This window comes from Entomomonas sp. E7T21, from assembly GCF_058693955.1.
Genome location: NZ_CP191672.1, coordinates 1,896,267 through 1,908,895 on the forward strand (window position 1 = coordinate 1,896,267; position 12,629 = coordinate 1,908,895).

Annotated in this window: 10 protein-coding genes; 3 read left to right on the top strand and 7 right to left on the bottom strand. The window is 35.5% G+C overall.

Features of this window, described 5'->3' with window-relative positions:
- Window positions 1-2 precede the first annotated feature (2 nt).
- The 4 genes from ACQVD9_RS09225 to ACQVD9_RS09240 all read right to left on the bottom strand — a co-directional run bounded on the left by ACQVD9_RS09225 (window position 3) and on the right by ACQVD9_RS09240 (window position 5,809).
- Complete coding sequence (locus ACQVD9_RS09225; protein WP_264745749.1) at window positions 3-2,417, bottom strand: DNA translocase FtsK; 2,415 nt, start codon at window positions 2,415-2,417, stop codon at window positions 3-5.
- 59 nt (window positions 2,418-2,476) lie between these two features.
- A complete protein-coding gene (locus ACQVD9_RS09230) occupies window positions 2,477-3,937 on the bottom strand; it encodes an inorganic phosphate transporter (protein WP_264745750.1) in 1,461 nt (486 codons plus the stop codon).
- Between the two features lie 80 nt (window positions 3,938-4,017).
- A complete protein-coding gene (locus tag ACQVD9_RS09235) occupies window positions 4,018-4,806 on the bottom strand; it encodes a secretin N-terminal domain-containing protein (protein ID WP_264745751.1) in 789 nt (262 codons plus the stop codon).
- Window positions 4,807-4,819: 13 nt separating this feature from the next.
- Complete coding sequence (locus tag ACQVD9_RS09240) at window positions 4,820-5,809, bottom strand: LLM class flavin-dependent oxidoreductase (RefSeq protein ID WP_264745752.1); 990 nt, start codon at window positions 5,807-5,809, stop codon at window positions 4,820-4,822.
- Window positions 5,810-5,926: 117 nt separating this feature from the next.
- Here ACQVD9_RS09240 and sixA point away from each other — a divergent pair, with 117 nt between their 5' ends.
- The 3 genes from sixA (at window position 5,927) to ACQVD9_RS09255 (ending at window position 8,489) form a co-directional block, all read left to right on the top strand.
- On the top strand, window positions 5,927-6,370 hold the full coding sequence (gene sixA / locus ACQVD9_RS09245; RefSeq protein ID WP_264745753.1) for a phosphohistidine phosphatase SixA: 444 nt from the start codon (window positions 5,927-5,929) through the stop codon (window positions 6,368-6,370).
- 158 nt (window positions 6,371-6,528) lie between these two features.
- Complete coding sequence (gene sthA / locus ACQVD9_RS09250; RefSeq protein WP_264745754.1) at window positions 6,529-7,926, top strand: Si-specific NAD(P)(+) transhydrogenase; 1,398 nt, start codon at window positions 6,529-6,531, stop codon at window positions 7,924-7,926.
- A 65-nt stretch (window positions 7,927-7,991) separates the two neighbouring features.
- The gene (locus ACQVD9_RS09255) at window positions 7,992-8,489 is read left to right on the top strand and encodes a DUF6586 family protein (RefSeq protein WP_264745755.1); all 498 of its coding nucleotides are present in this window, start codon (window positions 7,992-7,994) and stop codon (window positions 8,487-8,489) included.
- A gap of 120 nt (window positions 8,490-8,609) precedes the next feature.
- Here the strand turns inward: ACQVD9_RS09255 and ACQVD9_RS09260 are convergent, their stop codons facing one another.
- The 3 genes from ACQVD9_RS09260 to ACQVD9_RS09270 form a co-directional block, all read right to left on the bottom strand.
- Complete coding sequence (locus ACQVD9_RS09260; protein ID WP_264745756.1) at window positions 8,610-10,019, bottom strand: right-handed parallel beta-helix repeat-containing protein; 1,410 nt, start codon at window positions 10,017-10,019, stop codon at window positions 8,610-8,612.
- Window positions 10,020-10,104: 85 nt separating this feature from the next.
- Complete coding sequence (locus tag ACQVD9_RS09265; protein ID WP_264745757.1) at window positions 10,105-11,220, bottom strand: alginate lyase family protein; 1,116 nt, start codon at window positions 11,218-11,220, stop codon at window positions 10,105-10,107.
- A complete protein-coding gene (locus tag ACQVD9_RS09270; RefSeq protein ID WP_413774192.1) occupies window positions 11,211-12,560 on the bottom strand; it encodes an alginate O-acetyltransferase AlgX-related protein in 1,350 nt (449 codons plus the stop codon). The genes ACQVD9_RS09265 and ACQVD9_RS09270 overlap by 10 nt, the downstream gene beginning before the upstream one ends.
- Window positions 12,561-12,629 lie beyond the last annotated feature (69 nt).

The window sequence follows — 12,629 nt, forward strand, 5'->3', positions numbered from 1 at the left end:
TATTAATCACGGACAGGAGGTGGTGCTAACACTTCCCGTGAGCCATTTGAACTCATTGCAGTTACAACACCTGCATCTTCCATTGCCTCGATCATCCGAGCGGCACGGTTATAGCCTATTTTAAGCTTTCTTTGCACAGATGAAATAGAGGCGCGTCTCGATTCTGTAACAAAACGTACAGCCTCATCATAAAGTGGGTCATCATCTTCAGTAGAACCACTGTCACCATTACCATCTGAGGAGCCATTGGACTCTTCAATGCCGTTTAAAATAGCTTCTTCATAATCAGGTTCACCGCGTTGTTTCCATGCTTCTACTACACGATGCACTTCATCATCAGAAACAAATGCGCCATGAACACGCACAGGTAGACCAGTACCTGGTGGTAAGTACAGCATATCACCATGACCTAGTAGTTGTTCAGCGCCACCTTGATCTAGAATAGTGCGCGAGTCAATTTTACTAGACACTTGGAAAGCCATACGAGTAGGAATGTTGGCTTTAATTAAACCCGTAATTACATCTACTGATGGCCGTTGTGTTGCTAGAATTAAATGGATACCAGCGGCACGAGCTTTTTGAGCAATTCGAGCAATAAGTTCTTCTACTTTTTTGCCCACAATCATCATCATATCGGCAAATTCGTCTACTACAACGACAATAATAGGAAGATGCTCTAGTAATGGTGGTTCATCATCCATTGACTCACGTTTATAAAATGGATCTTCAATACCTTCGCCAGCTTCCAAAGCATCTTTAATTTTACGATTATAGCCAGCAATATTACGAACACCCATTTTTGCCATTAATTTATAACGGCGTTCCATTTCTGCCACACACCAACGTAATGCGTTGGCTGCTTCTTTCATATCAGTCACGACAGGGCAGAGTAGGTGAGGAATACCTTCATAGATTGAAAGTTCTAGCATTTTTGGGTCAATCATAATTAATCTAGCCTGTTCAGGTGTGGATTTGAACAGAATAGAGAGAATCATGGCATTAACGCCTACAGACTTACCTGAACCAGTAGTACCTGCTACTAGTAAATGAGGCATTTTAGCCAAATCAGTAATAACGGGTTCGCCACCAATATCTTGGCCTAATGCTAGGGTAACAGGTGATTTTTGCTGGTCATAAGCTTCTGATGTAATGACTTCAGAAAGACGTACAATTTGTCGGTCTTCATTAGGTATTTCAATACCTACAGTAGTTTTACCTGGAATAACTTCTACCACACGCACACTTAATACAGCCAGTGAGCGCGCTAAATCTTTAGCTAAATTTGAGATACGACTGACTTTGATACCCGGTGCAAGCTCAATCTCAAAGCGAGTGATCACAGGGCCAGGATGCACATCTACTACAGTAACTTCTACACCAAACTCTTTAAGTTTGATTTCAAGTAAACGAGACATAGCCTCTAAGGATTCAGCAGAAAAACTACGTTGTTTTTTCTCAGCAGGATCAAGTAGAGAGAAGGGTGGTAAGGGATCGCCAGAATCCTCAAAAAGAGGCGCTTGTTTTTCTTTTAAAACACGCTTACTGGGTTCAGCTATTTTAGTGGGTATTGGTTTATTTACTTTAACAGCAGGCCGCTCTTCTTGCTTGCTCATATAACTTGCCAAAGACTCTTGGCGTTTAATGAGATTTTCACGAATTTTTTCTTGTTCTTGTTTATCAGCAACAACAGGCGCTACTACTTCATTAATTTGATCATCAACATCGCGTAGATTACGTCTAATCTGCTTTTTATCAGAACGTTTTTGCCACCATTGGTTTAGTTTAATTGCTAATAGCTCATACAGATCGATAGTAAACTTACCAACAAAATCAACGAGTTTAAGCCAAGAAAACTGTAAGAAAACAGTTAAGCCAACACAAAAGCACAATAAAGAGATTAAAGTTGATAGTTGGTTTGATAGCGAGGATAGGAATAATGTTCCAATAGAGTCCCCAATAATACCACCACCACTTGCTATACCAACGGATTGTAAAATATTATTAGTGGCAAAATGTTGGTGCGCTAGAATACAACTACTAAAAATGATTAATAGTAAACCTAAAAGACGATATCCAATTAGCCAAAAATTTTTAAGATTGATCTGTTTACGATGATAAAAAATCTGTACAGACTTAGCGATTAATAAAATAGGAAGCAGATAAGCGATATAGCCAAATAAAAAGAAACAAAGACTAGCTGTTTTTGCGCCTGTAATACCACCAATATTATTTATTTCAATATAACTAGCAGTTTTATTAAAGGTAGGGTCATTAGGATTACAGGTTAACAATGTTAAAAGCCAATAAACACCTACAAGCACTAATATAATAAGTAGTACTTCTAAAGATCTTGCTATGGCTTGTTGTCGCCAAAAGCTTAAAGATAATAATGAGTTTTCTTCTGTTGTTTGTTTCAAACCAAAGCTCTTTTACATTACTTAAAACTGACGAATTATATACTCTAAAAGGCTAAGTGTCATATGAAAAGAGAGCTAATCCAAAAGAACACAGCACCCATAACAATAACAGCAGGTAATGTTAATACCCATGCCAGTGCAATGTTAACAACAGTTGCTTTTTGTAGCCCTGATTTATTGGCTACCATAGTACCAGCAACACCAGAAGATAAAATATGAGTAGTAGACACAGGTAAGCTAAATAAGTTAGCTGCACCAATCGCTATAATCGCTGTAATTTGGGCACACATACCTTGGGCATAAGTCATGCCTTGTTTACCAATCTTTTCACCTACAGTAAATACGACACGTCGCCATCCAATCATTGTACCAGTGCCAAGGGCTAATGCAACTGCAAAAATTACCCATAAAGGTGCATATTCAGTGGTAGAGCGTAAATCGTTACGTAAGCGAGTGACATTGCCATTATCTTCAGCATTTAAAATAGAAGTTTTTGTTACATTTTTAGCGATATCATCAATACAAAGAATATAGTGACGAGTTAACACACGTTGTTCATCAGTAAGCGATTTATAATCTCTAATGCCTGATAGTGTTTTGTTTAAATCATGAAATATAGTCCCTGTCACGCTGGGAGTACATTTAAACTCATCATTCAATGGTGTTGATTGAATATTAAGCGATAAGATTGGAGAGAGTTTTTCTTGATTACGTACAAAAAGGTTATTTAAGTGAAGTGCTGCGTCGCGTGTTTTTTCTATCTGATAAGTTGAGCTATTAAGGTCTAGTACGAAGTATTGAGGGACAAAGCTAATCAATACTAACATAACCAGACCAATACCTTTTTGGCCGTCATTGGAGCCATGTACAAAGCTAACTCCCATAGCTGATAAGATCAGTACAACACGATTCCAGAAAGGAGGTTTCTTTTTTGCCTTAACTTCTTTTCTTTTTTCAGGCGTTTGGTGCATTTTAGATTTAGGGAAACGAAACTTTAAAAGTAATAACAAGATGCCAGCCATGGCAAAACCAGCCAGTGGTGATACCACGAGTGAAATGGCAATATCAATGGCTTTCTGCCAGTTGACCCCTTGGCCTATAGGTATATCTTTAAGCACTGCATTAGCTAAAGCCACACCAAGTATTGAACCAATCAAAGCATGCGAACTAGAAGCAGGAATACCAAAATACCAAGTACCTAAATTCCAAGCAATAGCAGAGGCTACAATAGAAAACACCATGATTAATCCATAGTGCGAATCTACCAATAATTCAACAGGCAGTAGGTGAACAATAGCATAAGCAACCCCAACACCACCTAGTAATACACCTAGAAAATTAAAAATACCAGACATGATAACAGCTGTCTTGGCTGGCATGGAGTTAGTATAAATAACTGTCGCTACAGCATTAGCTGTATCATGAAAACCATTTATAAACTCAAAGAATAAAACAAAAAGAAGGGCAAAAAATAAGCCGATTAGCAGCCAAGCACTAGTATTCTGAAAGATTTCTAACATTACTAAGTTCGCAGGAGTTAATGTAGTCAAATATTATGGCAGAAACTGAGAAAAAACGACATCATAAATTTATGTAAAATTTAATTTGCCAAATCAACTTTGAGTCGTATTGCTGTATTGCTAGCGCCTGAGCGTTGAGAGTAACCTGTGATGCCTTGACTATTATAGTTATTACTATCTTGTAAGGAACCAATAGTAATCCAACTACCTAATGATCCTGATACGCGCGTATTAATTGCTTGTTGGTTAATATTACCTGTGGTTTGTGAAACATGATCATTTTGACTGTTTACATTAACAAAAACCTGTTGACCTACTACTTGAGCAGTCACATATAAGTTTTGCATAACTTCTTGATATTGCGTAGCCATTATAGGACGACCATAACGATCAGGTACTGTGTAGTTAACAGGAATAACTTGTCCAACCTGAATCATCGTGGGTGATCCTTCGTTAACCATTAGTTGTTTAATGGAGTTACTATTGTTAATAGTATTTCTTTGTTCGAATCGGGCTCGTCCATGAATAGAGTTATTACTGCCTAACTGAATATGACCTCTTGTTTGTAAACTTTGTTGGCTGGATTGGCTATTGTCGCCTGTATCAAGTGTGATAAGAAGTCGACGGGCAGGAGTATCTAATTGCGCTACCATCTCTCTAATTTGTTGGTTTTCACTTGAGGTACCATTAATTACTAATTGGTTACCGTATTTACTAACAGGTATGTTCGGAAAGTTATTATTAATAACAGGTGCAATTTCTTCTGGAGAGCGATTATATAGGTCAATAAACTCAATTTCTGCTAGTGAATGTGTCGTTATGCTCACAAAACTAAAACAGATAATTATTTTTTGAATAGAGTTTGCCATAATCTTAACTCTTTTATAGAGAATCACGAATTTCAGCTATTTTGGTGAATGAGTATAGTCTTGCTTCACGATCATAGATACGGGAAGTTATTATTAATTCATCAACCTGAGTCTTATCAATAAACTGTTGTAGCTTATATTTAACAGTATCTGGTGAGCCAACAATAGCTTCTGTTAAACTACGATTAACATTTTCAAGTTCTTGATTATTACAAATACTAGTAATATCTTTACAAGGTGGCGGTAAAGGAATCGATTTACCACGTTGTTGAGCAGCTATTTGTTGTTGTAGTGATGAAAATTGATATTGTGCTTCCTGATCAGTTTCTGCCACAACCACCACTAATGCAGCCATACAATAAGGTTTAGTAAGCTCATTTAAAGATTGAAATTGACTTCTATAGAGTGCTAAAGCTGGCATTAGAAAATCTGGAGCAAAATGAGAGCCAAAAGCAAAGGGCATTCCTAAGTTAGCTGATAGGCCAGCACTAAACAATGTTGATCCAAGTAGCCACATAGGAACTTTTGTTCCTTCTCCAGGTATAGCAACAAGACTTTGATTGTCTTGCTTAGGTTGTAATAGGTACCTAAGCTCTACTAAATCTTCAGGAAAAGTATCTAATTCTGTTTCTAAATCCCGTCTTAATGCGTCTGCTATGATAGGATCTGCGGTAGGTGCACGACCTATTCCCAAATCGATTCTGTTAGGATAAAGGGTAGCTAAAGTACCAAATTGTTCGGCAATAATTAAGGGCGAATGGTTGGGTAATATGATACCACCTGAACCTACTCGAATATGATTTGTAGCATTCGCAATATGACTAATAATTATAGAAGTAGCAGCACTAGCATGACTGGCTGAGTTATGAAATTCAGCTAACCAAAAACGTTTAAAATTAAGTTTTTCGACCAGTTGTGCAAGTTCAACCGAGTCTGCAAATGATTGTGCTGAATTACCATCTTGGAGGATTGGGCATAAATCAAGAACTGAAAAGGGTATCATATGAAAAAGCCTAAAATAAAATGTTAAATGTATTATACTGTTTTTATGTAATATCTAATAGATTAATACAATCTGAAATGATTTATATATGTAAACATTATTAACAAAGGATAAACAATGAATCTTTGGTTATTAAGACATGGTGAAGCTGAGTTCAGAATAACAACAGATGCCGCTCGCAATCTAACTGAACATGGCGAACAAGAAGTATTAATCTCTGCACAAAAATTACAAAATGTACCTATTGATATTGTTTTGCATAGCCCATACAAACGAGCCATTCAAACTGCTATGCTTGTTTGTAAAACAATAGGCTATAAGGGTAAAATACAGGAAGTTGATTGGATTACACCTGATGATAATGCTCAATTAGTGATAAAAAAACTAGATAGTTATGAGGGTAAAAATATACTGATTGTAAGTCATCAACCTTTATTAGGCGTTTTGGCTGCATTATTGACAGAGGGAAGTCAACATTTTGCATTGCCATTAAAAACGGCAGAGCTTGTTCATCTGGAGGGAGAAGCTATTTATCTAGCAGGAATGCAGTTGCGTAAATAGAGATACGGAACATTATTTTTTCAAACTAAAATATGAACAATCGCTTATAATAGTGGGATTTTTAAAGTTCTTTACTGAACAATTGAAATGATTGTTGGTCTGTAATTAACAAGAATAGCTATTTAGAATAATTAGCAAGCGGTAATAAAGGAAAAGACATGATTTATAACTTTGATGTTGTAGTGCTAGGCAGTGGTCCAGCAGGTGAAGGGGCTGCTATTAATGCATGTAAGGCAGGCAAAAAAGTAGCCGTAGTTGAAAATAGAGGTGTGGTTGGTGGTGGTTGTACTCATTTAGGGACAATTCCATCAAAAGCATTACGTCATTCAGTTATGCAAATCATGGATTTCAATACTAATCCTATGTTTCGTGCGATTGGTGAGCCACGTTGGTTTTCTTTTCCTGATGTGCTTAAAAATGCTCAAAAAATTATTGATCGTCAAGTAAACTCTCGTACAGGTTATTATGCGCGTAACCGTATTGCTGTGTTTTTTGGGCAAGGTCGTTTTGTTGATGATCATACGGTAGAAGTTTCTTGTAATTCAGGTACTGTAGAACGCTTAATTGCTAAAGAAATTATTATAGCAACAGGTTCTCGTCCTTATCGTCCTGCTGATGTGGATTTTAATCATCCACGTATTTATGACAGTGATACTATTTTAAAATTAAATCATACCCCACGTCGCTTAATTATTTACGGAGCAGGGGTGATTGGTTGTGAATATGCGTCGATCTTTAGTGGCTTAGGGGTGCTTGTTGACTTAATTGATAATCGGGATCGCTTATTAAGCTATTTAGATGAAGAAATATCCGATTCTTTAAGTTACCACTTTAGTAACTCTAATGTGATGATTCGTCATAATGAAGAATATGAAAAGATTGAAGGGATTGAGCATGGTGTAATTCTACACTTGAAATCGGGTAAGAAAATTAAAGCAGATGCTTTATTATGGAGCAATGGTAGAACAGGTAATACTGATGGCTTAGGCTTAGAAAATATTGGTTTAAAAGCCAATAGTCGTGGTCAAATTCATGTGGATGAGAACTATCGTTCAGAAATTCCTCATATTTATGGGGCTGGTGATGTTATTGGTTGGCCTAGCTTAGCTAGCGCAGCATACGATCAGGGGCGTTCGGCTGCCTCTAATATAGCAGAAGAAGGTAGTGGTCGTTATGTGGATGATGTTCCTACAGGCATTTATACTATCCCAGAAATTAGTTGTGTGGGTAAAACAGAGCAAGAATTAACTAAAGATAAAGTGCCTTATGAAGTGGGAAAAGCTTTCTTCAAGAGCATGGCGCGTGCTCAAATTGCTAATCAAACAGCAGGAGTGTTAAAAGTTTTATTCCATCGAGACACTTTAGAAATTTTAGGTGTTCACTGTTTTGGTTATCAAGCTTCAGAAATTGTTCATATTGGACAAGCTATTATGAATCAGCCAGGTGAACAAAATAATCTACGTTACTTTATCAATAATACATTTAACTATCCAACAATGGCGGAAGCTTATCGGGTAGCAGCATTTGATGGTTTAAATAGATTATTTAAGATTTAATCAATAACTAACAAGTAGGTTATACTAATTAACCTACTTTTTTATTTAGCTGATTAACTATATTTATGGCAAATGAACCTTATACAATAACTAATCAAAAAATTTATTTTGTAAAATTAACATTAGCCGATTGGCAGGCAGCTATAGACTCACCCTCCACTAATGTAGCTATTATTAAAGCCTTCCAAGAACGAATAGTTTTTCATTTATATGGTTCTTGTTGGGCGTTGTACAATGAAATAGCTAGTTACTATCGCTTTCCACTGATAAACCAACCTCTATCTATTAAAGGATTTTTAACTACAACATTTGTGGAACAAAATCCTAGTCCAGAACTGAATGAATTAGTTACTTTATTAGAAGATTCCAGCAGCTTTTTAAGCTTAATAGATCAAGCATGGCAAGAACTGTTCAATCCTGCCATAGCACAAAAGCCATCTGCTAATATTATTCCTACAAAGCACCTAGAAAATAGCTTAGATACCCTACAAGATGCTGAAATTTGTTTAAAGCAGTTATCTGATTTAGTTGTTCGATTCCGTGCAGGATTATCAGAATATTAAATAATGAGAACAATTCAATAGTCTTTATTAGGAAACTGATTGAAAAACAGGTATTAAGCTTAAGATGGTTCAGTTTTTAGAGCAAAAAAGAGAGTAGCTGTTTAAGTTAAGTACATGGTGTTATTTACATGCTTGAAAATTTATATTGCTTTTAGTAGATGAAAAAGTATTAACTTCTACAATACAATCATATTTTTGTGTTGCCTCTAAGATGGCTCCTTGGATAGGTAGTAAATCACCAATTAATAAGTTTTGATAGAGTTGAGAACCTAGCAACTTATTATGACCTAATGAAACATTACCAATACCTATTGTTCGTAATATTGGTTTGCTTACCTTGGTGATCTTATTATTATAAAATACCAACTTAGCATTTTCTTGTTTTGTTAAGTTTCTGAAACTCACTGCATATTCAGGAATATCTTGAATAGTATTATCTAAAATATAGGCAGAACCAGAAAACTGATTGGATTCAATGGCAGTACCTGTAAGCTTAGTAAATAGATTATCTTTTATTAGTACATTAGCATTACTTTCTGTTAGTAGCACACCATGACGACTATCTTTAGCTAAGATATTTTTACGAATAACTAAGTTTCCTGATATTTGCTGTGCTTCAATGGCAGACTTATTAACAGTTAAAATAGCGTTGTTTTCAATAATGCCTTGTATATTACCTTGAGCACGAATACCACTATTGTTTTTTATAGCCTGAATTTTGTTATTAGTAATATTAAATTGACTGTCTATTAAATCAACACCATATTGTTGGAAAGTATTAATAGTTGAATTATCAATAGAAACTATAGCATTTTTTAAGTTAAGTGCGGATAGGGCAGTAAAGTCACTGTTTTTGATTTCAACTTGTATTGGTAGTTTTGTAGGTTGGTTATTATTAATGGCAGTAGTAATGCCTTGTACTAGATAAGCGTTATATCCAAGCTTAGCAAATTTTGAATCGATAATTTGTAAACGACTACCTCCCCAGTTAATAATAAAAGGGCGAAAAACAGTATTATTAATGACATAGGCAGGTTTATTATCAAACCAACTTTCAACGTTTGTTTTTTGTATGCTAAGTAATCCTTTATTGATAATAGCTGTACCTGAGTGACCATAGAGATAAAGGGAAGTATTTTCCAATAATAAAGCCGCATCATCTTCAATAAGTAATGGATAACTTAATAAATAGCCATTTTGAAAAGGACGAATAACTTGTCGGTTATTAATATGGCTGTTTAGTTGCTCTAGAGTGATAGTGCCACCTTTAATGGTAATCATTCTGGGATGGTTTGCTTGATAAGTTGCTATAACACGGAATAGATTATTAATAGCAAAAGATTCAAAAGGCCAGCTCCCATGCTGTGCTGAAAACATAGCACTGATTGTTATTTTGCCTGTTTGACTAGGTAATTGCATCTCTGCAATTTTTATAGAGGGCTCTATAGTTTCTTGAATACTTAATAACTTATTGGTGAATATTTTTTCATCTATTTGTTGTATAGAGGGAGAAGCAAAGGCTGTGTACATAACAAAGAAACCCATCCATAATCCTATTAGGATATTTTTTATAGATTTCAATAGTAGTATTAGCCTTTGCATATTTTTCTCTATATTAGTTTATATTAGGATAAAAATGCTTAATTGAACCACTAATTTGACTGTAATTATCAATACCAGTCGGGTCTTGTGAATAAAGTTCTTTAGTTAAGTTATTAGCTGGATATTTATTAATAAAAGGTATTACCCAAATCATTTTATAAGGTTTTACTGTGCTTTGTGTGCCTGGTAATTCATGAAGCGAATTAGGATTAAGAACAGTGAGTGCCGTAAAATTGCCTAGTAGCTGTAGTTTTTTTAATTCATCAGTGCTCAGATAGAGATAATTAGCCTTAGCTGCATCAGCTAATAGCATTAAAGGGATCATCGCATAGTTACTATAGTCGGCTGCTAATTTACCACGTGCTACTTCATAAGGTAACCAAGCGTATTGTCCATTATTAGAAACCATCACTTGTTGTAAAGCCCTTTGTAGGCTTGTGTGTCCCCAAATAATCATGTCTCTATTTTGTATTGCCATACCTGTAGCAGATACAGCCCAACCAGCCCAGTAATCATGATTATTAAAATAACCTGTGAAGTTATCAGCACGTCTTGGTTCATATTCTAGAATTACTTGTTCAGCTAATTTCTTTAACCAACGTTTTTGATCTGTTGTTAATTCAAATTTGCCATTACTATACCCTTGAGTATTAAGAATAATAGCGGATATGGCCGCTAAAGCCCATTTTCTACCCGCAATGCCTGTTTTAGTAGCTTCTGGATTAAGTAAAGCATTAGCTTTAGCCCAATCATCTAGCCAATAACTTAGGCAAGCTAGTGCTGTATTAGCTTGAGTGGTTTTGGTTGCTTTTCTGTAACTTTTAGATGCAGTTAATAATCCCTTTATATAGTTTTTAATATGATTTTGAATTTCTGTAGAGGACTCAGAAGTAGTTACTAAAATAGTTTTATTAACATCCGTTTGATCATATTTACTTTCTATTAGTAGTGCGCCAGTAAAAGGCTTTGGAGGAGCAGTAGAGCATGGTATAGTTTTATAATCACTGGTAGTTATTTGTGATTGTAGTGTGTCTAATTTACTCCAAAGACTAGAAGTGGTTTCTGCATAAGATAGATTGAAAGTATTGATTAAAAACATTATTACAACTACTTTAAGTTTTAATGACATACATTTACCTCCATGGAAATAGGGCCATTAATTGTTTGTGTGGGTTGAATAAATACCGATAATAAATTGGCATCTTTGAATTCAGCAGAGCGACTTAGTTCAAGATGGAATTGCCCACCTGTCACTATGAGTGGTCTGCGGAACCACACTTTATCACGAGCGCCATTGTCATAATAGGTAAATATATAAAAAGACTTAAAGTTCTTATCACTGAATTTTATATCAAGGAAATTACCAGGTGTATTAAGTTGTTTTATGTTACTAGCTGTATTACTTAATAATTCTATACGTTGCCCTTCGCTTAACTTAGACATCTTAGTAGTTTTACTTAGTAGAGGTTGTTTACAGCCTCCTTTAACAGCAGGAATAAGCTGTCGATATGTTAACTCATCACCTAATCGATAATTTGCCACGAGCTCCCAGATAATTAATTTAGGTGGATTTTTAGCATCATAGTTTTCAGACAGTAAATATTCTAACAGGGAGCCTTCTGCACCAGCACCTGGTAGTGCATAGTTTAAAATATCTACGGATAAATCTTGCTTTAAAAAACCATCAAAATTAAATTGTTTACTTTCATTTTCCCGAGCTGCCGAGTTACTAGTACCTACCAACACTACTTCAGGTTCTGGCATATCGCCGAATAACGCATCAGCATCATTATTTTCAGGAATTGTTTGGTAGCCTTGTACATATTGCATACCAAAGTTATTACCACAAATTCTTTGTAGTCCTTCATTGAGTGTTCCCATTTTAGGGATAAATACACCAGGGGCAGTTTTGTAAGTTGTTTTATGTAACTCTTTATAGAATGGTTGCTTTTTAATTTCATCTGCCACTAATTTAGCTGTAATTTTTGCACCTTGAGGTGTCCAGTGGTGATCTCGACGAAAAAAATAATCCTCTTTAGGAGGAGATTCAATTAACGGTAATACATCAGGAACCACTGCACCTGCTCTGCGCATTTGGTTAACAAGTATTTTTAATTTAGTAGTAGCTAACTTATAGTTAAATTTATTTTTGTCATTGTCATAAAGCTTATCACGATGCATTAAACCTCTGGTTGGTTGAATAGCCATTACCACATGTATTCCTTTACTTTTGAAAGTTTGCATTAATCGTGCAAAGTCTGCATGTCTTTCAGCAGGAATACCAAAATCTGTGCTTAAATCAACCATTGTGCGAAATAACCAACGATCTTTACCAGGTATAAGCTCTTTAAGTAGTTTCATGGCCCCTGTTTGATATTGTACAGGGTCATGAATAGCAGGGCAGATTAAACAACTCAAATCATCTTTACAGTTCTTTTCTGCTAATACATGTGTTGAAAACAAGCACATTAGCCCAAAAGTGACAATGGAAATTGATTTATTGATGCATGAGAAATTCATATTTACTACCCTGTATTA